General features: G+C 42.8%; 21 protein-coding genes and 2 pseudogenes. 16 read left to right on the top strand and 7 right to left on the bottom strand.

Translation table 11 applies throughout. From position 1 onward, the window contains the following. Positions 1-661 precede the first annotated feature (661 nt). Positions 662-1816: pseudogene (gene cas3 / locus B1A85_RS26105) on the bottom strand (type I-D CRISPR-associated helicase Cas3'); the annotation flags it as partial. A 97-nt stretch (positions 1817-1913) separates the two neighbouring features. Here cas3 and B1A85_RS11130 point away from each other — a divergent pair. The 7 genes and pseudogenes from B1A85_RS11130 (at position 1914) to B1A85_RS11100 (ending at position 6598) form a co-directional block, all read left to right on the top strand. Next, on the top strand, positions 1914-2792 hold the full coding sequence (locus B1A85_RS11130) for a YafY family protein (RefSeq protein ID WP_104546982.1): 879 nt from the start codon (positions 1914-1916) through the stop codon (positions 2790-2792). 123 nt (positions 2793-2915) lie between these two features. Further along, entirely contained in the window at positions 2916-3689 is a 774-nt protein-coding gene (locus B1A85_RS11125) for a cyclopropane-fatty-acyl-phospholipid synthase family protein (protein WP_104546981.1), read from the top strand. A 39-nt stretch (positions 3690-3728) separates the two neighbouring features. Continuing rightward, positions 3729-4076: a cupin domain-containing protein gene (locus B1A85_RS11120; protein WP_104546980.1), complete on the top strand. Its 348-nt coding sequence runs from the start codon at positions 3729-3731 to the stop codon at positions 4074-4076. A gap of 180 nt (positions 4077-4256) precedes the next feature. Next, positions 4257-4611, top strand: a pseudogene (locus tag B1A85_RS11115) (group 1 truncated hemoglobin). A gap of 129 nt (positions 4612-4740) precedes the next feature. Beyond that, on the top strand, positions 4741-5199 hold the full coding sequence (locus B1A85_RS11110) for a transposase (RefSeq protein ID WP_104546979.1): 459 nt from the start codon (positions 4741-4743) through the stop codon (positions 5197-5199). A 122-nt stretch (positions 5200-5321) separates the two neighbouring features. Further along, positions 5322-6275 (top strand): NAD(P)/FAD-dependent oxidoreductase, encoded by a 954-nt coding sequence (locus B1A85_RS11105; protein ID WP_104546978.1) that lies wholly within the window; start codon positions 5322-5324, stop codon positions 6273-6275. Between the two features lie 5 nt (positions 6276-6280). Beyond that, the gene (locus B1A85_RS11100) at positions 6281-6598 is read left to right on the top strand and encodes a hypothetical protein (protein ID WP_104546977.1); all 318 of its coding nucleotides are present in this window, start codon (positions 6281-6283) and stop codon (positions 6596-6598) included. A 480-nt stretch (positions 6599-7078) separates the two neighbouring features. On the opposite strand, the gene rpaB is transcribed toward B1A85_RS11100, so the two are convergent. Next, entirely contained in the window at positions 7079-7807 is a 729-nt protein-coding gene (gene rpaB / locus B1A85_RS11095) for a response regulator transcription factor RpaB (protein ID WP_104547327.1), read from the bottom strand. A 274-nt stretch (positions 7808-8081) separates the two neighbouring features. Here rpaB and B1A85_RS24485 point away from each other — a divergent pair, with 274 nt between their 5' ends. Then, positions 8082-8435 (top strand): hypothetical protein, encoded by a 354-nt coding sequence (locus B1A85_RS24485; RefSeq protein WP_210404385.1) that lies wholly within the window; start codon positions 8082-8084, stop codon positions 8433-8435. 44 nt (positions 8436-8479) lie between these two features. Here the strand turns inward: B1A85_RS24485 and B1A85_RS11085 are convergent, their stop codons facing one another. Both B1A85_RS11085 and B1A85_RS11080 read right to left on the bottom strand, forming a co-directional pair. After that, positions 8480-9187 carry a Crp/Fnr family transcriptional regulator gene (locus B1A85_RS11085; protein ID WP_104546976.1) on the bottom strand — a complete coding sequence of 236 codons (708 nt, stop codon included), beginning with the start codon at positions 9185-9187 and terminating at the stop codon, positions 8480-8482. 86 nt (positions 9188-9273) lie between these two features. Beyond that, the gene (locus B1A85_RS11080; RefSeq protein ID WP_104546975.1) at positions 9274-9927 is read right to left on the bottom strand and encodes an HAD family phosphatase; all 654 of its coding nucleotides are present in this window, start codon (positions 9925-9927) and stop codon (positions 9274-9276) included. Positions 9928-10203: 276 nt separating this feature from the next. Here B1A85_RS11080 and B1A85_RS11075 point away from each other — a divergent pair, with 276 nt between their 5' ends. Then, positions 10204-11601, top strand: coding sequence for a glycoside hydrolase family 1 protein (locus B1A85_RS11075; RefSeq protein WP_210404384.1), 1398 nt, complete (start codon positions 10204-10206; stop codon positions 11599-11601). Between the two features lie 10 nt (positions 11602-11611). Here B1A85_RS11075 and B1A85_RS11070 read toward each other — a convergent pair whose 3' ends face one another. The 3 genes from B1A85_RS11070 to B1A85_RS11060 form a co-directional block, all read right to left on the bottom strand. Then, the gene (locus B1A85_RS11070) at positions 11612-13009 is read right to left on the bottom strand and encodes an amidase (protein WP_104546974.1); all 1398 of its coding nucleotides are present in this window, start codon (positions 13007-13009) and stop codon (positions 11612-11614) included. Positions 13010-13344: 335 nt separating this feature from the next. Then, on the bottom strand, positions 13345-14172 hold the full coding sequence (gene map, locus B1A85_RS11065) for a type I methionyl aminopeptidase (RefSeq protein WP_104546973.1): 828 nt from the start codon (positions 14170-14172) through the stop codon (positions 13345-13347). A 161-nt stretch (positions 14173-14333) separates the two neighbouring features. Next, complete coding sequence (locus B1A85_RS11060; RefSeq protein WP_104546972.1) at positions 14334-17177, bottom strand: pitrilysin family protein; 2844 nt, start codon at positions 17175-17177, stop codon at positions 14334-14336. Positions 17178-17583: 406 nt separating this feature from the next. Between B1A85_RS11060 and B1A85_RS11055 the strand changes: the two genes are divergently transcribed. The 7 genes from B1A85_RS11055 (at position 17584) to B1A85_RS11025 (ending at position 23811) form a co-directional block, all read left to right on the top strand. Continuing rightward, entirely contained in the window at positions 17584-18273 is a 690-nt protein-coding gene (locus tag B1A85_RS11055) for a manganese catalase family protein (protein ID WP_104546971.1), read from the top strand. 211 nt (positions 18274-18484) lie between these two features. Beyond that, entirely contained in the window at positions 18485-19273 is a 789-nt protein-coding gene (locus B1A85_RS11050) for a sirohydrochlorin chelatase (protein WP_104546970.1), read from the top strand. Positions 19274-19279: 6 nt separating this feature from the next. Beyond that, positions 19280-20047 (top strand): uroporphyrinogen-III C-methyltransferase, encoded by a 768-nt coding sequence (gene cobA, locus B1A85_RS11045; RefSeq protein ID WP_104546969.1) that lies wholly within the window; start codon positions 19280-19282, stop codon positions 20045-20047. 88 nt (positions 20048-20135) lie between these two features. Further along, a complete protein-coding gene (locus B1A85_RS11040) occupies positions 20136-21098 on the top strand; it encodes an RluA family pseudouridine synthase (RefSeq protein ID WP_104547325.1) in 963 nt (320 codons plus the stop codon). Between the two features lie 592 nt (positions 21099-21690). Then, complete coding sequence (locus tag B1A85_RS11035) at positions 21691-22209, top strand: phycocyanin/phycoerythrocyanin subunit beta (RefSeq protein ID WP_104546968.1); 519 nt, start codon at positions 21691-21693, stop codon at positions 22207-22209. Between the two features lie 42 nt (positions 22210-22251). Beyond that, the gene (locus tag B1A85_RS11030) at positions 22252-22740 is read left to right on the top strand and encodes a phycocyanin subunit alpha (RefSeq protein WP_104546967.1); all 489 of its coding nucleotides are present in this window, start codon (positions 22252-22254) and stop codon (positions 22738-22740) included. A gap of 228 nt (positions 22741-22968) precedes the next feature. After that, entirely contained in the window at positions 22969-23811 is an 843-nt protein-coding gene (locus B1A85_RS11025; protein WP_104546966.1) for a phycobilisome rod-core linker polypeptide, read from the top strand. Positions 23812-23813: the final 2 nt, after the last annotated feature.

The following is a 23813-nucleotide window of genomic DNA, read 5'->3' as shown; positions in this document are numbered from 1 at the left end:
AAGCCCGTAATTTCATAAAGGCAAGACAGTGCTTGAATTGACCTTTGGCAATTGGTTCTTCGAGGCGTTGAGATGTTTGGAGAAGCGATCGCATAAACTCTTCTTTGGTCATCACCTCAATTTCCAAATTGCTCAAAATTCCTGGTAAATCATAGGTTTTAAATCGATCTGCCTCATTTGATTCTGTTAAGTCATAAATGCCACACTGAAGCGGACTCGAACCGCGAAAACTAGAAGCATCTTCTACAATCGGATTTCCCTTATTTTTACCTGAAAGTTGCTGCCACTCTCTTGCCCATGCTTGAGTACGACCAAACACTTGTTTCAGGTTAGTATTAAATACTCGTTCGCAAGCTGCCTGAAATGCCTTTTGGCTACCTTCATACTGCTGCTTGATTGTCTTGTTTCCTAACTCCCAGCAAAGGCGCATTGATTGTACTGCACCCCAGCGCGAGTAATATCCTGCAAAATCGTTGATTCTGCGGTAATTCTCCCGAATTTGGTTGTGGAAGAAACAACGGTCATAAATGCCAGTTGGTTCTAGAGTTGGAGGGTTGCCTAGAAACAGCTTTTCTACTAAAAAGTTGGGTACAAGTGCGTAAGCTGTGAATGTTTCAAAAGCAGTCTTTTGTCCATTTTGTTCATATCCATCATGCCGTCCTAATCTTCCTAAACGCTGGATGAAGCTACCTGCATCTGCTGATTCAAAGATGAGGAAATTGATTTTGAAGTCAACACCAACATCAATTGTGCTAGTACCAAGAATTAAGTCTGCTTGTAGCGATCGCTCTTTTTCCTCTTTTCCAGATAAGCCTGTGTTCTCGCCAACCACTAAGCCATAAGGTTTCCATATTTCTCGAAAAAATGGTGTCAGGCGCTTTACTGCTGCAATTGAGTTCAGAATGATTGCGCCTCTGCTGCCAGGATGTTTTTGAAACTGAGTAAGGATGCGATCGCTGTTGTCTTTTAACCAAGTTTCAGATGCCTTAGCAGTTGGTTCCAAAGAAATGAAATTCAAGGTAATTTCCCGCGATACCTGTCGCCATCCTTGTGTTTTCAGTTGAGAACATTCATCTGCTGAGTCAGGAAACCGATATTTACTTTGATCTACTGGGTTAATTTCCTTACACCGAAAGCCAGCTAGCTTCAACCGTTCTAGCAATTGTTGATTTGGAGTTGCTGATAGAAAAAGAAATTTTTTGTGGCGATTGGTATTGTTGATTAACAGCATTGTATTAATCGCACTAGCGATTTGTGGCGCTTGGAAAACATGAAATTCATCAAAAATAAATAAGTCAAAATTCTTGTCAATTCGGTTCCATAACTTATCAGGGCTGTCACCATGAGTTAAATATGCACCTCGATGTAAGTAATGAAAAATATCAGGGTTAGTGAGCAAGATTTCAGCTTGACCTGTGCGCGTACCAATTGCCGCTGCTTTCTTTAACCCTTCATTTTCAGCATATATTTCTAATTCTTGCCCGCTGAGTCGAACTACACGGGGTTTGTTGTCTGGCTGGAATTTATCAATGTATCCTTTTATTTGATTTTCTTGATCGCGGGCAAGTTCATTAGTCGGATACAGCCCAACTGCACAAAAATCAGTCAGTAGTGTTTCTAAATAAGCTGGCAAACTTTTGCCGTCGTTTGTCATTGCCGTGTTGAAGATAACGTCAATATTTGAATCTCGGATTGCCTCTAACGTTGCAGCTTGATGCCAGGAAAGTGACCAACCTTTTGGTAGCTTCACATCCTTTGGTACTTCTAAAGCAGGACAGGAGTAAACAGGCTTGAGGGTGATGCAATAATCGGACATATGCTTGAAAATTGTCCGTGAATTCTTGTTGCTTCCTATCTTGGCACTCAAAATAGAGATTGACAAGAACTTCTTGTATAAAAGTGTCCGTATAAATATGAGCCGTAAAGGTCAGTCGATCACGCTGTCAATTTCAGAACGGGATAAAGCGCAGCTAGAAAACTTAGCCCGCGAACTTGGGATGATGTGGGGCGATCGCCCAAATATCTCGAAACTAGTAGAAGCGATCGCCCGTCGTCAATTACTCATTGCTCCCAACCGCGATTGGTCTTCCGAACGCATTCGCGCATTAGTAAGGTCTGTTCAAGCTTTAATCGATACTGGACAAGTAGAACAAGCACAAGTTATTGCCAACTTACTATTAGAACGCAGCGAAGTGTCCTTACCTTTACGCCAAGACATCGAGCGCTTTTTAGAGAATCCACCTCCAGCGTGGCGATTAGAAATTGACCGTTACCTATTACGTCATCAGCCATTTCAGCTTTCCTATCAAGATGCTGCAAGACGAATCTGGAACTTCACTGTGCGCTGTGGCAAAATTACATTGCACGAAAAACGCCAATACCTCGATTGCTGGTGTGAAGAAACTGAAGGCAACTCAGATATACCCGAACTTGTTCATAATTGGAGTCTGCGTTTAGATCGGATTACAGATGCAGCAGTGATTCCTGTTGCAGGCGAGTGGCGATCGCACTTGGATTATATTGAAGTTGAAATACACTTATTAGAAGGCTTAGCATTTGCGTATCAAGCCAAACCCGAAGATACGACTATTGAGTGGTTAGCAGATAACCAGCGAACACGGCGAGTCGTCCGAAAAGTAACTTCTAGCTTTTGGTTTTTGCGCGAAGTTATGCAGTATGCACCTGACTGCGTAATTGTTTCGCCAGCAGCAATGCGCGATCGCCTCGCCTCAAAGCTACGTACTTTGTGCCAGTTGTATGATATTGGAATCAGCACTAACGGTAATGGGTAACAGGTAATGGGTTACTGAAAATTACTTTCCGCCAATTACCACTTAACAGTATGAGCTAGCTCAAAGACGAAACGATAAATTCTTGGCAAAGTGAGGATAGTAGAGATAAGAGGGTCAATCAAAATGACCAAAACTACCCTCATGCAAACCGCACCAGGACACGAAGTGCTCGCAGCCGCTGGTAAAAAATATCTGCGTCCAGGTGGGAGAATAGCGACAGAACAACTTCTACAGTGGGCAAATTTTCAACCAGGTGAAACAGTTTTAGAACTCGCAGCGAGTTTTGGCTATAGTGCTATATCACTTGTGCAACGCTATAGTGTCAAAGTTATTGGTGTCGAGAAAAAACCTGAAAGTGTCCGCCAAGCGCGTGACAATGTTCGTGCTGCAAAGTTAGAAAATCAAATTGAAATCATCGAGGGTGATATTTTCCATCTCGACGCGATACCAGGACAGTTTGATTATGTTCTAGCTGAAGCAATACTCACAATGCAATCTCCACCAGGGAAGGCTAAGATTTTGCAAGGAGTTCGCGATCGCCTCAAACCTGGTGGTAAGTTTCTTTCGCATGAATTATTAGCGCGCGACAACGAAGAACAAATTCGCGCTGAACTTGCACAAGTCATTCGCGTCAATGCAACACCACTTTCTGAAACCAACTGGATGAATACGTATGAAAGTGCAGGCTTACACGTCGAAAGAGTTCAAACTGGAGCAATGAGTCTCTTAAATTTCAGAAGGATGTTTCAGGATGAAGGTATTGTTAATACTCTGCGAATTTTAGGAAATATTCTAACTCACAAACCAATCCGTCAACGAGTTTTAGAAATGCGACGCGTTTTTAATAAATACCATGAGGAATTAGGCTATATCCTCATCTGTGCTACTGCTCAGTAGTTTCTAAATAATCTGCTAACTATTCTTTAAGTAGAAACTATGTCTTCTACCATCGATACTACTACTTCTGCCAAAATTCAACTGCGAGAACAAATTGAATATCCTAATGCTGGAGTTCTCAGCAAAGTATTATTGAAAGATAACGCTTGTCAGTATACGCTATTTTGTCTGGCAGCAAATACAGAAATAGCTGAACATACTTCTACTTACAACGCCACAATCAATGTGATTGAAGGTAAAGGAATATTAAATTTTGAAGGGCAAGAAATCGCTTTACAGCCAGGTGTTTTTATTTTCATGCGTGCTCATGCACCTCATGCGCTAAAAGCAACCGAGAATTTAGCATTTCTTCTCACGCTATCTGAAAAGATTGTACAGAGCAATTAGGGAAATTGGTAATAGGTAATGGGTAATGGGAAACTAGAGAAGCTTTTGGTAGCTTAGCAACTAGTATTTAGCCACACAAACACCAACAGCTAAGCGAAGAGGGCTAATTACTACCAATTACCAGTTACTAGCCATTAAGTTACGTTTTTTAGCAAATTATTGATGACTTGAGGCACAAACATGCAAGCAACAACATTGTACGAGAAACTTGGTGGAGAGCAGGCTATTAAACAGGTTTTCTATGATTTTTACACCCGTGTTTTAGCAGATGATACTGTTAATTTCTTTTTTGCGCATACAGATACAGTGTCGTCACCAAACTGCTTTCATTTCATTTGCGCTTGGTAGTCCTACTTCATATACAGGACGTTCGATGGAAAAGGCACACGCAGGTTTAAATTTACAACCAGAACACTTTGAAGCAATTGTGAAACACCTCAGCGAAGCACTAGAGGCGCATCATGTACCACCAACAGAAATTAGGACAGTTCTTGATCGCATCGTAAATTTAAAACAGGCTGTTTTGTACAAGTGACAACGGTGGTTTTCAAGCATCTATGAGCTAGCTCATAAAAGTAGTTAAGAATTTTTGTCAGGCTAGAGATAGCACAGATGCAACTCGAAACGGCAATCTTGACATAGCCTGATATAGGAGGTGACTTTTATGGCACCTAACACCGAGAAACTCGCCAAAATTTATTTAGAAAGTTCTCCTGCTGAGATTTCTGAAGAAACCACCAATGAGCTTATTGATTTCATCATGAATCAATTTAGAGCGCTTCCTTTTGCGGTTCAAGCCTCGGAGTATATGCGGTATGACACAGTAGAAGAACTGTACGCAGACATTGAAAAAGGACATTTATGGGTATCAATGGAAACCTACGGCGCAGATTTCTACCCTAATCCCTTCTATGGATTTGCCTTTCTCGCAATTCATGACTACGATCATTACCAAACGCATTCTGATTTCAGCCTTGAGGGTGAGATTACAGCATACCGAGCGATCGCAAGGCGTTCTCCTAGCTTAGAAATTCAAAAAGTTTTTTACTCTGAGATTGTTCTCAAGTCTGCTGCACATCTCTTTCTCGGACACGCGCCAGCACCAAAACTCGTTTTCGCTTGATTAACAGAAGCTAAATCAACGTAAATTCAAGACTGGTCATTGGTAATGAGAGTATTATCGAACACCTATTACCTGTTACCCATTTCCCAACCGGCGAGAGCGTGTGATAAACTTTAGTAACAATGGATAACTTTAATTATGATGTAGTAATAGTTGGTGGTGGCCCGGCAGGGTGTACTTGCGCGCTCTACACCGCTCGCTATCAGTTAAAAACAGTAATTTTGGATAAAAATCCCTCAGCGGGGGCGCTGGCTATTACGCACAAAATTGCCAATTATCCAGGGGTGCGTGGTGAAGTCACAGGAAGCGAATTACTCGACGTGATGCGCCAGCAGGCGATTGAATTTGGAACTGACTACAGGCGCGCTCAAGTGTTTGGCATTGATATTGAAGGTACTCAGAAGAAAGTTTACACGCCCGAAGGAACTTTTATCGGAAGAGCGCTGGTACTAGCAACTGGCGCAATGGGGCGCACGCCTTCCATACCTGGTGAAGCTGAGTTTTTGGGTCGAGGTGTAAGCTATTGTGCAACGTGTGATGCGCCTTTTTATCGCAATCGCGATGTGGTTGTTGTGGGAATGAGCCATGAGGCGATCGCTGAAGCGCAAGTATTAACAAAATTTGCAGCAACTGTGCACTGGGTAACTGCTAAAGACCCTACCAAAAGCAACGAATACGACGCCCAAGAACTACTCTCTCAACCGCAAGTTAAACTTTGGAAAAAAGCCCGCTTATCCGCCATTGAAGGCGACGACAGTGGCGTTACAGGCGTTAATCTGTACTTGATGAGCGATAAGAAAACGCAACACGTTCCCGCTGAAGGAGTCTTTGTTTACTTACAAGGAGCCAAACCTATCGTTGATTTTCTCGGCGATCGGATTGAACTTAAACCGGATGGCGGCGTTAAAGTTGATGAAATGATGCAAACCAATATCCCAGGAATTTGGGCGATCGGAGACATTCGCAACACGCCGTTCAAGCAAGCAGTTGTAGCAGCTGGAGATGGTTGTATCGCCGCAATGGATATTGACCGCTATCTCAAGCAGCGCAAGAACGTCAAACCTGATTGGGGTTAAAAGTCATGAACGCCTGTCGTTATTTAGGTTGGGGCGATTTGCAAAAGTTTCGCCAAACCTCGTTAGCCGATAATGAAGCTTTAATTTACACCACTCCTACAGGTGATGTACCCGTTTTAATTCGTGGTTTCCTTAACTGCATTCGCTCAAATGAACTTAAAGCAAAATTACCTGCGTACCTTTCTGAAAATGACCTCGTAGGAGCAGTTGTAGCAATGGTCAGAAATTTGCCAGAAAGTCTATTAGCAGAATTTGACGAATGGCTACATAGTACCCAAACAAAATCAACAAATACGGTTGTCTGTGCTGCCTTGAGTTGGTAGCTAAAATAGTCTTTTTATCTATGTAGGGAATGAGCGCTACACCATCAATTTAATCATTTTACAATTCATCTATACTTGCTCTTTCTAAATCGCAATTAGAAGCCCAAGTACGACATCCATAAAACAAATCGAAGTTTCGATGTTGCTTATATATAGCAATCTCAAATGAGTTGTGAAAATCCCTATCTATCTCTTTCTTCTGCGTTCTCTATGTCTCTGTAGGTTGTAAAAAAATCTTACAACTCAAATAAGATGGCTGTAGCAATTCTCGCATCCAAATAAAAACTCCTCTTTCTTCTTTTCTTTGCGTACTTTGCGTGCTTTGTGGTTCGTCTCAAAAAATACTCAACCCTCAAAGCAAACTCATATAAAACTTGAAGCTACAGAACGCTAATTCCTTGTTGAATTTAGTCTCCAAGCTCAAACTTGGAGATTTTTTGTGTCAAAGCGATCGCTTTCTATCTTGACATCAACTGCCTTCTATGCTCCCAAAACGTGCGGGATTTCCGTCACTTTCTGAAAAAAATAGCCTGTACCTCGGTCGGTGTGAATAAATTCTGGATTTTTGGGGTCTTCTTTCAGCTTGACTCGTAACCGCGAAATGTGAACGTCAACAACTCGGACATCCGCTTGCTGACGCGGGCTATAGCCCCAAATCTGCTGCAATATCTCAGCGCGAGATATAACTTCGCCTGCGCGCAGAACTAGCAGTTTTAGTAAGTTAAATTCTAAATTCGTTAACCGAATTCGCTCGTCATTCAGTGTAACTTGTCGCTTGTTAAAATCAATCTGCAATCTACCTGCACATACAATTCCCGAACCAGATACGTTAGCGCGATCGACTCGGCGTAAAATTGCTTCAATTCTGACTTCTAATTCTTTCGGGGAAAAAGGCTTAACAAGATAGTCATCTGCACCTAGCTTTAGCCCTGTAATGCGGTCTGCAACATCACCCAAGGCAGTTAGCATAATGATGGGAATATCAGAAGTCTCGCGAATTTCTTGACAAACACCATATCCATCAAGCTTTGGTAGCATCACATCCAAGACTACAAGATCGGGGTCTTCGGTAGTGAAAACTTCTAAAGCTTCTTTACCGTCAGCAGCTGCTACAACTTCGTACCCCACCATCGAAAGCCTTGTAGTGAGAATGCGACGGATCATTGCTTCATCGTCTACCACCAAAATTTTTTTCTTATCGCTCGCCACTATCGAGTACTCCTTGCTTGTGTTCAGCAACTCGCTAGCAATCTTTCTTGTCATGGCTAAATTAACCCATCCTTAAGATTGCCTCGCGTTTTGCACCTGAAGCGTTTCAAGATGAGTTATTACGGTCTTGATAACAAATGATAACAAATGTTTTCATAAAAAGGTAAACTTAACCTAAGCGAAGCTGTTGCAGAGAAACGTTTTTGGATTGAGCAGTTGAAACATGACAATGTTACACAGGCGTGAGTGAATACTGTCAAGCTTTCATAATTCATTGTTACAACCTCTGTGGTTCACTGGCAAACTGCTATCATCGAAGGTCAAAGCTTACACTCAGAAGACTGACATGGCAAATCCCTTCCTTGGTGTTAGGATTCCTCCTGAGTTAGAACAGGCGATTCTTGCCAGGATGAAAGAAACAGGGCAGTCTAAATCAGAAATCGTGATTAGCGCCCTTAGATCTTATTTAGGCATGATGTCCTGCCATGAAAGGCTAGATAATGTTGAGCAAAGGTTATCTGCACTAGAAAAAGGTGTCAAAGAAATTTTAGAATTGATGGTCTTGTATCGGCAAAAGCACAACGTCTATCACATAAACCACAATCTTGACCGTCACATAGATATGTAATTTAACTTTTTCTCTCTTAATTTATTGCACGAGCCAGCCGTCATTTATTTTATAGTTTCTAATTCTCCACGCGCGATCGCTGCTAACTTTCCCATATCCAAAATCGCAATCTTTCCACCGCGATAATAAGCAAGGCAATTCAGACTTTTAATCAATCGTACGCATTCTTCATAGGTAATTCCAATACTCCGCGCGATGCGATAGTAAGGTAACTTGACCTGTAAAAACTCGCCATTTTGAGTATTTTTGGTTCCGTATTCAATCGCAGAATAATGAATTAATCTTGCTAAGCGCACGATCGCGCGTTCGGAAACTAAGCCATGAACCGTTTCATGCAGTTGTTGCAGGCGCGAATTAAACACCATCAGCATCTGTAAGGCGATATCAGGATTTTGCTGAATTGCAGAGAGTAAAGCATCGCGCTCAACAGTTATAATTTGACAATTCGTTTCTGCTGTCACCGTTGCTGGTGCAATTCCATTTCCCAAAAGTGCTGGCGCGGCGAAAATTTCTCCAGCACGCAATGCGCGTAAGATTGTTTCTTTTCCTGTAGTTGCAGTTTTGGTAACTTGTAACGCACCCTCAACGAGCGCATACAATTTAGCTGGTAAGGAATCACCTTCGTGAAATATAATTTCTCCTTGCAAATATTGCCGAACTTGCGTATGCGGTTGCAACTTCAACTTGTCTGGAGTTTCTAACCCTGCCAACACACTTACTTGCGAAATTTGCTCAATACTTGCTACAGTCATTGCTGGTAATTGGTAACTGGTAATTGGACATTGGAAAAATATCTACAAGTTACCTATTTCCTATTTTCGCCTGGTTGTGATTTGAGTTATTTAGGAACTTCCAGCAACTCCCATAGCCTGGAGTCGGTATAATCAGAAATGACCAAGGCTGCGCCTAATTCGTACAGTTCGCTGGGTTCTTGAGTTGTTGCAATCCCGACAGTTTTAATACCGGCTGCAACTGCCGATCGCATTCCCGATGGTGAATCTTCAAACGCTAAAGCTTCGCCTGGTGTGATGCCAAACTCTTTAAGAATATACTCATAAGGCGCAGGATCGGGCTTAGGGATACCAACTTCAGCTGAGATAACAACTCGGTCAAACGCGTTGGAAAGCTGCAACACCTCTAGCATGTATTCCGCATTAGCACGTGGTGCATTTGTTACAAGTCCTTGTTTTAGCCCGCGTTCAGTTCCCCAGGCGATCGCCTTGCTAAGTCCAGGAAGTGGCTTGAGAGTCCCTGCAACTTGGCGAAAACGGGCTTCTTTGCGATCGCTAAACTGATAAATTTCTGTATCTGACCACTCTGGCATAAAATCGCGCACGATTTGAGGATTGAGTCGTCCACTCATGTGATTTTTGTATAACTCTTCATCAATTTCAATTCCATATTCCTGCAACATTTCACGCCAAACTTGGTAATGAAGAGGATCGGTATTAACAATAGTTCCATCAAGGTCGTATAAAATTGCTGCTAGCATGATTTTTTAAGGTAAAAGCTTATTACTGAATCGTTTTTGTTTAAACACTTATAATATCTGTGCAAAGCGGTAATGGGTAATTGGTAATTGCTTGAACTTATACTAGTAACTAGTAAGCAATAACCATATCATAATCTCTATTGTTTTCTAAGCTCAATGCTACTTTATAGTTAGAGAAAAAGTGATAGGGTAACAAAGAGAACTTTTATAAGATATTTCTACACTTCCCATTACCAATGACCAATCGTCAAATTGCGTTTATTTCCACTTAGCTTAATGACAACGATGTTTGCACAAAATAAATTTCTTTGGGGTGTTGCCAGTGCTGCTTATCAAGTTGAAGGCGGTTATCAGGCTGATGGTAAAGGACGCTCAAATTGGGATGTTTATACAAACGAATATCAGGTAACTCAGGCTTTTATTGACAAACAGCATACGGGAAACGTTGCGATTAATTTTTACGAGCGATCGCAGTATTTGCAAGATATTGCGTTGATGAAACAACTAGGTGTCAATGCCTATCGATTCTCAATCGCCTGGTCGCGTATTCTTCCTAATGGAATAGGCGAAATCAACCCAAAGGGTGTAGCTTATTATCATCAGCTAATCGACGATCTTTTGGCAAATGACATAGAACCTGTCGTTACTAATTTTCACTGGGATTTGCCGTACCAATTACAAGAAAAAGGTGGTTGGGGTAATTCCAATTCAGTTCAGTGGTATGCGGAATATGTTGACGTTCTGTTTGCGAATTACGGCGATCGCGTCAAGAAATTTATCACGTTTAACGAACCTTTTATCTACCTATTTTTCATTGACCTTTTAGCACATAATGCGATCGCAAAAGCAAATCCATACGCCATCAGTAATGAAACTTACGGTAAGCAGGCTGAAGCGGTACATCATTTGTTACTAGCAAGTGCGATCGCAACTCAAAATTATCATCAGTTAAATTTAGGTGGAGTCATTGGCATTACTCTAAGCTTTACACCGACTATTCCGCTGGATGCAAATAATGCAGAAGATGTCCGAGCTGCTACTGTGTTTGATGGTTTACATAATCGCTGGTTTTTAGATGCCATGTATAAAGGCAAATATCCAGATGATATTGTGAAATTACACCAGCAGTATAATCCTGCTTTCCAAGTATCAGCAGAAGAAATGCAACTGATTGCTGCGCACAAACCAGATTTTATTGGAGTTAATTTCTATGCGCCAGCCTATATCAAAGCTGATGCTTCCGCACCATACGGGGCAGAGTGGTTCTCAACAAATCCAGATGAGGTGAAAATGTTTAACGGTCCTGTGCGACCAGAGTACCTTTATCAGCTGCTCGTGTGGATCAAAAATGAGTATGGTAATCCGACGATATACATTACCGAAAACGGTGCAGGTTTTGGTGCGGCTGACGAACAGCTAGACGGAAATATTGTTCGAGATCCTTTACGTACAGATTACATCCAACGTCATATTGATAGTGCTATGCAGGCAAAACGCGACGGTGTCGATTTACGCGGATATTTTTTATGGAGTTTTTGCGATAACTTTGAATGGGTTTTTGGGTATGACAAGCGTTTTGGCATTGTATACGTTGATTTTGATTCGCAACGCAGAACACCAAAACAAAGTTTTTACGCATATCAGCAGATTATTAATGAAACGCCTAGCAAGTGAATTCGCGGCTTCATACCGCGATCGCTGGACGATATTGACTCAATTCGATAGTGGCTTCGAGTTGTGCAGCTAAGGCAATTACAGTCGATTCTGCTGCGGGACGACCGACAAGTTGTATACCGATTGGTACGCCATTGCGATCGAAACCTGTGGGAAGTGCGATCGCCGGTTGACCGCTAGCATTAAATGGCGGACATGGTGCAATCCAGTTAATCATTCTTTGTAATGTTTCTTCTGGACTTAAATTAGCCCATTCACCAACAGAAATTGTCGGATGCATATACGTTGGCGCGATTAGCACATCTACAGAATCAAAGAAAGCGACAATTTGACGCGCGATCGCTTGCATTTGTGCTACAGCCCGTAAATAATCTCCCGCAGTTCCGCTTTGGGCGAATAGCCACTGATTGAGTGGTTGCAAAACTTCTGGTGGAATTCCGCTAGCACCGACGGCGGATTGCCAAATGCGCGTAAAGGGTTCAATTAAGCCGTTAAAATCAGGGCAACCTGGTTCGACGATATGTCCCATGGTTTGTAGTTTTTTGACAGTATCGCGTACCGCTTGTTGACATATCGGATCGGCTTCGCCAATGGGTGGTATTGCTGTTGTAAAAGCAATGCGCAAACGTCCTAATTGTTGCGTCGTTGCTGCGAGAAAACTGGGTTCAGGATCGGGTAGCCAATAAGGATCGCCCGTGATATAACCTGACATGACATCCAGTAACGCTGCTGCATCTGCAACAGTACGCGCCATCGGACCATTAGAAGAAAGTCCACTCAAGCGATCGCCAACAGGTGCCCACGATACTCTACCGCGTGACGGCTTAATTCCGACTAAACCACAACAAAATGCGGGACCGCGTATTGAACCACCCGCATCCGAACCTTGCGCGATCGCGCACAACCCAGCAGCAACAGCGGCAGCGGAGCCGCCACTCGAACCTCCTGCGGTACGATCTAAATTCCAAGGGTTGCGCGTTGGTAAAAACCCTGCGGGTTCGGTATAGGGAAAAGAACCAAGTTCGGATGTTGCTGTTTTTCCTATGATTGTGAATCCTGCATGGCGAATGCGCGTGACGACTCCATCATCGTAAGTGGCAATTTCGTTTTTTAAGACTGGAACGCCATAAGTGCAGGGAACACCCGCAACAGCATTTAGGTCTTTGATCGCGATTGGTACGCCAAAAAATGGTGGAAATTCGTCACTTCTACTCAATAACTCTGTTTTGGCTTTCGCATCGGCGATCGCACTTTCTGCCATTACAGTAAAATAACTACCGATTTGACCGTCGAGTTGCTGAATGCGTTCTAAATAAAGTTCGACTAATTCGAGGGGCGACACTTCACCACTGCGGATTAACTGCGCTTGTTCGAGGGCGGAGGTAAAGGCTAAATCAGTTTTATTCATGGGAGTTGATCTATCGCGATCGCATTCGCAAACGAGTCTAGCAGGAAATTCTTCATCTTATAGCAGGGGGCGGCGGTCAGAAGTGAGAGCTAACAAGATCCTCAACTATACTTTCATTACTATTAGATTCTTGAATAGAGTACGCGAATTGCCTCTATGTGAACCCGATGCCATAAGCATTTTTAGATAAAATTTCCCCTACAGCACGAGCATCGAAAAAGTAGACCGATCAATACTTATCAAACTATTAAAAACTCATACAAAAGAGAGGTAAATTCTCGTTAAGAAATTTTACCTCTCAAAACAAACATATCAAGTACTTGTTAAATACTTGTCTAAACTTTTGTCCGATCCGTCAGAATTTCATAACCACTATCAGTGACTAACACGGTATGCTCGAACTGTGCCGAAAGTGAATTATCTACTGTTACTGCTGTCCAGCGATCGCTGAGTGTCCGCGTCAGTTTAGAACCAGCATTTAAAATTGGTTCGATTGCAAGCGTCATTCCTGCTCTTAACTTCACATTGGGCATTTCGCGCGTGCGGAAGTTAAACACTGACGGCTCTTCATGAAGGTTACGACCGACACCATGACCTGTAAAGTCTTCGACAATCACGAAACCGTTTGCTTCTACATGGTCTTGAATCGCCCCAGCGATATCCATCAAGTAGTTTCCGGCTTTAACTTGTTCAATGCCTTTATATAGTGCTTCTTCGGCTACGCGAATCAATTTAGCAGCTTCAGGAGAGACATCACCAACCGCAATTGTAATGCACGAGTCACCATGAAACCCTTGATGGTATGCACCCGTATCAACTTTTAAAACATCTCCGTTACGAATAACTTTCTTTGGGTTAGGAATACCGTGGACAACTTCGTTGTTGATACTTGCACAAATCGAACCAGGGAAGCCGTGATAGCCTTTGAAGCTTGGAGTTGCGTCCATTTCGCGGATGCGTTTTTCTGCGTAAGCATCTAAGTCAGCTGTCGTCATTCCTGGCTGTACCATCTCAGAAATTTCTTTGAGCACTGTGGCTACAATCTTCGCCGATTGACGCATGATCTCGATTTCACGCGCTGATTTAATTTCGATACCTCTGCGTTGCTTTTTCTGACGCGGGGCTTGAGTCGGTTGAGATAGTAAATTGCTAAGAATGTTCATGAAATCTCGATGTGATGATTGAGGGTATTCAGAATGACGACGAGTACTACAGCAAATTTGCTGTAATTCAGTTGTGCGATCGCCAAAGATGCGGCATTTTTATAAAGTATTCCTTTCTATTCTAAAGTAATTTATCTTTTCGCTACAGGCGATCGCAATTTTCAGCGGTTGGCAGCGGTATTTCCAGGTCCTGCGGTAACGACAACAAGATTATTTGGCTGCAACAACTCTTTTGCTACTTGATTGACTTGAGCAAGTGTCACTGATTGTATCTTCTGTGGAAAAGCACGTAATTCGGCTGTACCAAGTTCATAGACTGCATTCATCAAAATCTGAGTTGCAATGCTATCAGGATTTGCTAAAGAAACAGTATAGCTACTTGTCAGCGATCGCTTTGCGGTGTCTAATTCGTTTTGACTAACGCCTTGATTGTGAACTTGCTGTAACAATTGAGTTGTGCTAGCAATTGCCCGCGCCGCATCTTCTGGGGAGGTTTGCATTTGAATTAAAAATGGACCTGGATTTCTTCCTGCTATGAAATAGCTATAAATGCCATAAGTTAAACCTTGGCGATCGCGAATTTCAGTTCCTAAGCGACTAGATAGCGTATCTCCACCCAAAATTTGATTTAACACTAAAGCGCTGTAATAGCGCGGATCGCGCCGTTCAATTCCGCGATAACCCATCAACGTAACTGCTTGAGTCTTACCAGGTAGAACAGGATTGCGCTGTACTATCGATTTTGGTAGCGATACTTGCGGATAATCGAGTGCAGGTGGTTTACCTGAAGACCGCCAGTTTTTAAATTGTTGTTCGAGAAGCGATCGCACTTGTTGCGGTTCAAAGTCTCCCACCAAAGCCAAGAACACTTGATCGGGACGATAGTGCTGTTGATAGAAGCGCATCACATCTGCGCGACTAATTTGCTGCAAGCTTTCTGCTGTGGGGAAGCTATGGTAAGGATGGTTTGGCGGATAAACTGTTTGTTGAAATTGGCGTCGCGCTACTTGTGCAGGTGAATCCAACTCTAGCTTTAAATTCGTCAAAGCGCGTTGTCGTGCAAGTTCCAATTCATTCGCAGGGAAGTTTGCATTTTGCATCACATCTGCAAATGTCTCAATTAAAACTGGTAAATCTGTCGCTAGGCTGTAGCCAGTTGCGTCAACTCCTTCCCGAAAAGCTGCGAATTCTAATCTCGCACCGCGATTTTCTAAGGCTGCTGCCAAGGCTTGCGCGTCTTTCGTTTTAGTGCCATTCATTAAGTTATCTGCGGTGAGTGCGGCTAGTCCTGCTTTAGCATTAATATCGTATTCTGAACCAGCTTTGATGTAGCCACTCAGTGTCACTGTTGGCGTACTTTTGTCGGGTAAAAGTAAGACTTCTAGCCCGTTTGTCAGTTTAAATTGCTCAGGTAACTGACGCGCGGTTGGTGTTGCCGATTCGATGGGTGGTAGGTATTTGGCAACTTCTGCGGGGTCAGCAGGTGGTCCAGCGGTGAGGCTTTCGTGCGTTTGCGTCGCATCAGCTGCACCAGGAAATTGATCTTCTGCAGCGATCGCAGTCGGTTCAAACAAGCCAACTCGGCGTTTTTCTGGTTGCAAGTAAGTCTTGGCAACGCGTTGCACGTCTGCTGGTGTCACTTGTTCGATGGCGGCTAAGTAGCGATCTGTAAAACGATAATTACCTGCTGTTGTTTGGTCATAACCAAGTTGCATGGCTTGCGAGGTAATATCGCGATTGCTTAAGATAACTGTGGCTTTGACTAAGGCTTTAGCGCGGTTAACTTCTTCTTGGGTAACGCCTTGAGTTTGCAACTGCGCGATCGCCTGTTGCATTACACTATCAATTTTTGGTAACTCTTGACCTGGTGCGGCAGTTGCGCTTAACCTATACCAACCAGATGATTTCATGCTAGCGACATATCCTCTCGCACTGCTTGCTAAGCCCGTTTCGATTAAAGCGCGATATAACCGTGAATTCCTACCTTCAGTTAAGATGTAATCCATCACATCGAGTGCAGGGACATCAGGATGATTAATATTAGTTGGTAATGGATACACTGTTTGTATCAAAGCTGCAGCACCTGGCTCGCGCAGAACAATTGGCGCATTGGCAGTTTGGGGCTTGTTGGTCGTGTTAGACTCTAGTCTGCGACTTTGAACGAGTAGCGATCGCAGTTTCTCTGAACCGATGGCGTTAGGCGCTGACTCTTGATTCGGGATTTTACCGAAAGTTTCTTCGATCGTCGCCAAGGTTGTATCTGTATCAAAATCCCCGACGACGACTAAAGTTGCATTTTTTGGGTTGTAGTAGTTGCGGTAGTACTCGCGAACTTGCTCGACTGTAAAGTTTTGCACGTCGGCTTTTGTCCCACCGACAGGTAATCCGTAAGGGCTATTAGGAAATACCGCCCGCATCACAGCCCGACTCAGACGATACCCTGGGTCATTTTCATATCCTTGCAACTCAGAAATCACAACTCGTTTTTCGCTTTCGAGTTCCGCTGCGTCAATCAACGCGTTTTGCATCCGGTCTGCTTCTAGCACTAGTAATGCTTGCAATTTGTTGCGTTCTACTGTCCCAAAGTAAGCTGTCTGGTCGTAGCTAGTAAACGCGTTTGAGTCACTTCCTAAAGCACTAAACAAGCGTCCAAACTGAATCGGTCGCTCGGTCGTTCCTTTAAATAACATATGTTCTAGTTGGTGCGCGATGCCGTTAACTCCTGGCGCTTCATCCCGTGAACCAATTTGATACCATACTTGCACGCTCACGACGGGCGCCGTCCGAACCTCTTTTGTCAAGACTGTTAGCCCATTCTCTAGCACTGTCTTGCGGACGTTTTCTGTAATAGAGAGTGGTTGGTTAACGACAGACGTATTCGTCGTCTCGATTTGTGTAGGTTCTGGTTGTGTTGCAGCCCAACTACTGTTTAATAGTAAAACCCCACTTAGGCAAAAGCTGAATAATAAAATGGCTAGCCACTGGCGGCGTTTGGAGAAGAACACGAGTATTTATTCCTTATTTCTAATAACTCAGGCTTGTTTATATTGGTTACATTTTGGATCGACCTCTGTAGATTATTTTTGTTTCCCTTTCGTTTTACGGTCAAGTATCCTCTTATCTAGCCTGGTATTAAATGTATAATATATAACCTTATTAATGACGCTTTTGAGTAGATTCTGGATTAATTGAAAAAAATTTGAAAAACCCTAAAGATGCCAACTTTGGGTAGAAAGATTTAACTGCGAAATCTTTCTTTCGAGGTAAGTATTAAATTAGCCGTTAAGACTAACATTTTAAAAAGATTACAAACCCGTCTGAAATTAAATTTCAGTTGGTTGATTTTCCGGATTATACCACAAATTATCCAACTGAATTTAATACACCGCAGTTAAAGAGAGGGAAAACACTGTGTTTTTTCACAAAAAAGAACCTATTCACGTTGTCAATATTGACGAAGCAAATCCCCGTTTTGCACAGCTACTGCTAGAGCAGTTTGGGGGAGCCACAGGCGAACTTTCTGCTGCTTTACAATACTGGGTACAGTCCTTCCACGTTGAGCATCCTGGTATCAAGGATATGCTTCAAGATATCGCAATTGAGGAATTTGGTCATCTAGAAATGGTTGGTAAGCTAATTGAAGCGCACACCAAAAATGTTGACCAGACGGAAGCTTACAAGAGTACATTGTTCGCTGTGCGCGGTATGGGACCTCATTTCTTGGATAGCCAGGGAAACGCTTGGACAGCAACCTATCTCAATGAAGGTGGAAACGTAGTCCGCGATTTACGCGCTAATATTGCGGCAGAAGCGGGTGCGCGTCAAACTTATGAAGATCTTATCAAGTTGGCTCCTGACGAAGGTACTAAAAAAACCTTAGTTCATCTCCTAACGCGCGAGATCTCTCATACCCAGATGTTCATGAAAGCTTTGGACTCGCTAGGCAAACTTACCGATCCGTTCTTCGGTGAAATTCAGCCGGATGAAACAGTAGATATCTATTACAATCTATCGACAAACGGCAAGCAAGACGAACGCGGTCCTTGGAACTCTGAACCAACCTTCCGTTATATTGCTGACCCCGTTGCTGATAAGCAATAAGCTTCTGAGTTTCTAAGTATACAAATGTAGATTTGAATAGGTCAGTAGGAATTTAACCTGCTGACCTTTTAACTAATAGCAAGTTATTGCTTAACCACGTCCTTCACAAGCATTCTAATTATCCAAACTAGATAAAAATGATACAGAACAAATGCGAAATAAAGTTTAATTATAATAGCTAAGAGATAACGATATCGATATTATTTAGTCAATGCCATCTGCTTATTTGCTGGTTTCACATGGAAGTCGCGATCCGCGACCAGGATTTGCTATGCAGCAGTTGGTAAAATTGCTCTCTAACTCCTTGTCAGCACAAGTTGCTGCAAGTAATCAACAGCAGTTTGACGAAAGTCGTCTCCACCATCGTATATCTACTATCAGCGTCAGTTCAACTAAGCAACCGCTTGTTGGTCAAGCCTGTTTAGAGCTAAGTCCACTGTTATTGGCACAGCAAATAGAGAAGTTTAGCGCTCGCGCGATCGCCCAAGGTTACAGCAAAGTCCAAATCGTCCCAGTCTTTTTATTACCAGGAACGCACGTTAAAGAAGATATTCCCGCACAAGTGGCGATCGCGCAACAAACGCTGGGAAAAAAAGTCGCGCTTGAATTACGACCGCATCTAGGTACGCATCCTGGTTTAGTGCGTTTACTAGCAGCAATGATGAAAAACAAAGCTGCAACTTGGATTTTATTATCCCACGGCAGTCGCCGCCCTGGTGCAAAAGAACCTGTAAGAGTCATAGCCAAACAGTTGAATGCTGTAGATGCTTATTGGGCAGTTGCACCAAGTTTGGAGTCACGCGTACAAGCGTTAGTGAATACAGGTCATCACCAAATTGGGATTTTACCTTACTTTCTTTTTCCTGGGGGAATTACTGATGCGATCGCGCAACTTGTAGCACAATTACAAGCATCTTTTGAGACAAAGTTACATTTAGCAGAACCAATCGGCGCGAGTGCGGAATTAGCCAGTTTAATTCGAGACTTGGTTGAAAAATAAACCATTATGCACGTGGAGACAAAGGAATTGGGTAAGGTTTATTTGGTAGGTGCGGGACCTGGCGATCCAGGATTGATGACGTTAAAAGGTAAAGGATTACTAGAGTGTGCAGATGTCGTCATTTACGATGCATTAGTAAGTCCAGCAATTTTGATGATGATTAACCCGCAAGCGGAAAAGATTCATGCGGGAAAACGTCGCGGGCGTCATTCGTTAATTCAAGATGAGATTACAAAACTATTGATTGAAAAAGCGCAAGATAATGCAATCGTAGTACGCCTAAAAGGCGGCGATCCGTTTGTTTTTGGTCGCGGTGGCGAGGAAATGGCAGACTTGGTTAAAGCGGGAATTCCCGTTGAAGTTGTTCCTGGAATTACTTCGGGGATTGCTGCACCTGCTTATGCTGGAATTCCGTTAACGCATCGTAGCTATAGTTCTTCAGTCACATTCGTAACAGGTCACGAAGCTGCAGGCAAGTATAGCCCAATCGTCAATTGGCAGGCGATCGCGCAAGGTTCTGAAACGATTGTTATCTACATGGGAATACACAATCTACCTTACATCATTGAACAGTTGCAAGCGGCTGGATTGAGTTTAGAGACACCCATCGCTTTAGTTCGCTGGGGTACGCGCCCAGAACAAGAAGAGTTGATTGGCACATTAGCAACAATAGTGACGCAGATGAAAGAGAAAGAATTCAGCGCACCAGCGATCGCAGTGATTGGCAAAGTTGTTATGCTGCACGAAGTCTTGTCTGGTTGTCGTCCTGGGTAACTGGCGATCGGTTGATGGGTAAGACTACTTATTCTTATAAAACCTCATATAAAAAGCGCGATATATGTCGATTCGCGCCACAATAGAAATGGGTGAGTTCAATAGAGTTTGTATTTCTCAGTCAAGCGTAAATATTCAAGTTCAAACCAAAGGCGATCGCCTCGACCGTTATTTAGCACAACAATTGCCTGATTTGTCGCGATCGCGCATTCAACACTTGATCGAACAAGGACAAATACAACTCAACGAGCGAGTTTGTACGTCCAAAAAAATCGCGGTAAAACCAGGCGATCGCATTACAGTTGAGATTCCTGACGCAGAACCACTGGATTTGCAACCAGAAGAAATTCCGCTAGACATTCTTTATGAAGACGACGCGCTGTTGATTATTAACAAACCAGTAGGGTTAGTCGTTCACCCTGCACCAGGTCATGCTGGAGGTACGTTAGTCAATGCTTTACTCGCCCACTGTTCTAACTTACCTGGAATTGGCGGCGTACAGCGCCCTGGCATTGTGCATCGCTTAGATAAGGATACGACAGGTGCGATCGCGATCGCCAAAACCGACTTTGCGCAACAACATCTGCAAGCACAACTGAAAGCAAAAACTGCACGTAGAGAATATCTTGGTGTAGTCTACGGCGTTCCGAAATCGGAAAGTGGTACAGTTGCTCTTCCCATCGGTCGTCATCCAGTGGATCGCAAGAAAATGGCTGTTATCCCTGTAGAGAAAGGGGGACGTTCTGCAATTACACACTGGCAAATTCAAGAGCGATTAGGTAACTATACGCTGATGCACTTTCAGTTAGAAACAGGGCGTACCCATCAAATTCGCGTTCATTGTGCTGCGTTAGGTCATCCGATTGTTGGAGACCCCGTTTATAGTTCGGGTCATTCGGTTGGGGTGAATCTTCCTGGACAAGCACTCCACGCTTGGAAACTGAGGTTGCAGCATCCCGTTACTGGAGAAACAATTGAAGCGATTGCACCTTTACCAGCCACTTTTGCCACACTCCTGGAAGTCCTCCGTCGCCGAACCACTATTCGTTAGTAGAGCTTAAAAAGCTTTCCTAAAACTCAAAAGAGTTTTATTGATTTAGATTGATTTTTTATAAATTGATCTAATCTTTTTGCTAAAAAATGAGGATTTTTCCTATAATTCTTTATTAACCTTTACAAAATGTATTGATTTAAATGTTTTGTAAAGCTTTGCGGCAAGTCTTGCAGTTGCTGCTGCTATTAATGTCTTAATCATTAAGATTTTGTTTGCGCTACTGTAAAGAAAGGTATACAAATAATTACTTTTGTACGCTTAAAAATATCAGAAACACATTCAAATGTGTTACTAGCAAACAAAAGCTCTTCTACTGGTTTAGATTTACATTTTCTCATATATTTTAATCAAAAAGATATCAAACACATTGTATAAAAATGGCAAGGAATCTATAGCACATAAAACTTTCTTTTGCCAAAAAGATTCTTTGAACAAAACTACTAAATTATTCACGACTGACGATATTTTAACAAAAATGAGTATCGTTGTTAGCGAGTTTTTGTTGGCAGTAGTTTGTAGCTATTTAATTCCTGAAGTACTTTATAAAACTCGATCTAAGCTGCCATTAAATTAAGGAGAAATTAATAAAATGCTAGATGCTTTTTCGCGGGTAGTTGAACAAGCCGATAGAAAAGGTTCTTACCTCAGCAATGACGAACTCAATGGGCTATCAGCGATGGTTTCTGATAGTAACAAGCGTTTAGATGTGGTTAACCGATTGACAAGCAATGCTTCTACAATTGTGGCAAATGCTTATCGCGATCTAGTAGCTGAGCGTCCACAAATATTCAATGCTGGTGGTGCTTGTTTCCACAATCGCAACCAAGCTGCTTGTATTCGTGACATGGGATTTATTTTGCGCTACGTCACTTACTCGGTACTAGCAGGCGATGCTAGCGTGATGGACGATCGCTGCTTAAACGGTCTGCGCGAAACTTATCAAGCACTTGGTACTCCTGGTGATGCGGTAGCTTCTGGAATTCGCAAGATGAAAGAGAAAGCAATTGCGATTGCTAACGACCCCAACGGAATTACCCAAGGTGATTGCAGTCAGTTAATGTCGGAACTCGCAGGATACTTTGACCGTGCGGCTAATGCTGTAGCCTAACAACCATAATTCAACACAATACAATATTTAGGAGTACTCATAATGAAAACACCTTTAACTGAAGCGATCGCCGCAGCAGATTCTCGTGGTTCTTACCTCAGCAACACCGAAATGCAAGCAATTTTTGGTCGCTTCAGCCGCGCCCAAGCTGGTTTACAGGCTGCCCAAGCGTTTGCCAACAATGGTAAAAAATGGGCAGAAGCAGCCGCTAATCACGTTTATCAAAAGTTTCCTTACACTACCCAAATGCAAGGACCGCAATATGCGTCTACGCCTGAAGGTAAAAATAAGTGTGTTCGAGATATCGATCACTACTTGCGTACGATTAGTTACTGCTGTGTCGTAGGTGGTACTGGTCCACTTGATGAATACGTAATCGCTGGCTTGAACGAACTCAATAGCGCACTTGGTTTATCTCCTAGCTGGTATGTAGCAGCTTTAGAGTTTGTTAGGGATAATCACGGTCTCAGTGGCGATGTTGCTGGAGAAGCAAATACTTATATCAACTATGCAATCAATGCTTTGAGCTAACCATTCATTCTCGATCGTTAATGGTTAATTGCTAATTGTTGCTTGCGAATGATTAGTAATTAGCCATTAATTTGAATCCTAAAAAGAGTTTTGAGCTTTGAGTTGAAAATGTTAATAGAAAATTGCTAACTGTATCAATTACCAGTTACCAATTACCAGCCTTTAAGTTACGTTGATTGTCACCCACTCAACTTAGAACAAAATTTTTGTAATGGAGTAAATTTTAACATGAGTAGTTCAGTTGCGGCTCAGCTTGCATTTGATGCGGTAGAAGGTAAAAAAGTTGAGCTTCGCCCTCATTGGAGTGAAGATGATTTACAACGAGTCTTCCGTGCTGCCTATGAACAAGTATTTGGGCGACAAGGAATCTATGCAAGTGAAAAATTTGCCAGTGTTGAGTCACTATTACGTAACGGTAAAATCAATGTCAGGCAATTTATCCAGGCTTTAGCAAAATCTGATTTCTACAAAGAGTGTTTTTTCTTAAATAATTCTCAAGAGCGATTTATTGAGGTAAATTACAAGCATTTATTAGGGCGCGCGCCCTACGATCAGTCAGAGATTGCTGAACACGTAGATCTGTATGCAACTCAAGGCTATGATGCTGAAATTGATTCCTACATATATAGTGCTGAATACGACAGTGCTTTTGGCGATTACATTGTTCCCTATTACCGTGGATTTCAGTCGCTACCAGGCATGAAAACGGTAGGATACAATCGAATGTTTGCGCTTTATCGAGGTAGGGGTAACAGTGATAATGCGCAGTTTGGACGGAAGAATTCCCGCCTACGAATGCAAGTTGCTAGGAATTCAACAAACTGGATTGCGCTTCCATCATCGCCTAGTGGTATGACTTTCACGACAAAAAGTGCTGGAACGCTAGGAACCTCTGCGGTTAGGGGAGATAGTCGGATGTTCGTGATTGAAGCGATCGCAGGTGGAATCGGCTCTAGAGTCCCAGTACGACGCAGTGTCAAAACTTATAGTGTACCCTTTGACAGGCTTTCCACCACATTCCAAGAAATTCACAAATCTGGCGGCAAAATTGTCAAAGTCTCATCGGTGTAAAC

It is taken from the genome of Chroococcidiopsis sp. TS-821, assembly GCF_002939305.1.
In the GTDB taxonomy this organism is placed as follows: domain Bacteria; phylum Cyanobacteriota; class Cyanobacteriia; order Cyanobacteriales; family Chroococcidiopsidaceae; genus Chroogloeocystis.
Note: the sequence above shows the minus strand (reverse complement) of the source record. Positions and strands in the feature narration are given on the sequence as shown.

Excerpts from the sequence above, each read along its gene's own strand:
- B1A85_RS11130 (WP_104546982.1), top strand. The coding sequence starts at position 1,914 with ATGAGCCGTAAAGGTCAGTCGATCACGCTGTCAATTTCAGAACGGGAT.
- B1A85_RS11080 (WP_104546975.1), bottom strand. The coding sequence starts at position 9,927 with ATGCTAGCAGCAATTTTATACGACCTTGATGGAACTATTGTTAATACC.
- B1A85_RS11035 (WP_104546968.1), top strand. The coding sequence starts at position 21,691 with ATGCTAGATGCTTTTTCGCGGGTAGTTGAACAAGCCGATAGAAAAGGT.
- B1A85_RS11030 (WP_104546967.1), top strand. The coding sequence starts at position 22,252 with ATGAAAACACCTTTAACTGAAGCGATCGCCGCAGCAGATTCTCGTGGT.
- cobA (WP_104546969.1), top strand. The coding sequence starts at position 19,280 with ATGCACGTGGAGACAAAGGAATTGGGTAAGGTTTATTTGGTAGGTGCG.
- B1A85_RS11110 (WP_104546979.1), top strand. The coding sequence starts at position 4,741 with ATGGCACCTAACACCGAGAAACTCGCCAAAATTTATTTAGAAAGTTCT.
- B1A85_RS11105 (WP_104546978.1), top strand. The coding sequence starts at position 5,322 with ATGGATAACTTTAATTATGATGTAGTAATAGTTGGTGGTGGCCCGGCA.
- B1A85_RS11120 (WP_104546980.1), top strand. The coding sequence starts at position 3,729 with ATGTCTTCTACCATCGATACTACTACTTCTGCCAAAATTCAACTGCGA.
- B1A85_RS11050 (WP_104546970.1), top strand. The coding sequence starts at position 18,485 with ATGCCATCTGCTTATTTGCTGGTTTCACATGGAAGTCGCGATCCGCGA.
- map (WP_104546973.1), bottom strand. The coding sequence starts at position 14,172 with ATGAACATTCTTAGCAATTTACTATCTCAACCGACTCAAGCCCCGCGT.
- B1A85_RS11085 (WP_104546976.1), bottom strand. The coding sequence starts at position 9,187 with ATGACTGTAGCAAGTATTGAGCAAATTTCGCAAGTAAGTGTGTTGGCA.
- B1A85_RS11070 (WP_104546974.1), bottom strand. The coding sequence starts at position 13,009 with ATGAATAAAACTGATTTAGCCTTTACCTCCGCCCTCGAACAAGCGCAG.
- B1A85_RS11075 (WP_210404384.1), top strand. The coding sequence starts at position 10,204 with ATGACAACGATGTTTGCACAAAATAAATTTCTTTGGGGTGTTGCCAGT.
- B1A85_RS11100 (WP_104546977.1), top strand. The coding sequence starts at position 6,281 with ATGAACGCCTGTCGTTATTTAGGTTGGGGCGATTTGCAAAAGTTTCGC.
- B1A85_RS11025 (WP_104546966.1), top strand. The coding sequence starts at position 22,969 with ATGAGTAGTTCAGTTGCGGCTCAGCTTGCATTTGATGCGGTAGAAGGT.
- B1A85_RS11125 (WP_104546981.1), top strand. The coding sequence starts at position 2,916 with ATGACCAAAACTACCCTCATGCAAACCGCACCAGGACACGAAGTGCTC.
- B1A85_RS11040 (WP_104547325.1), top strand. The coding sequence starts at position 20,136 with ATGGGTGAGTTCAATAGAGTTTGTATTTCTCAGTCAAGCGTAAATATT.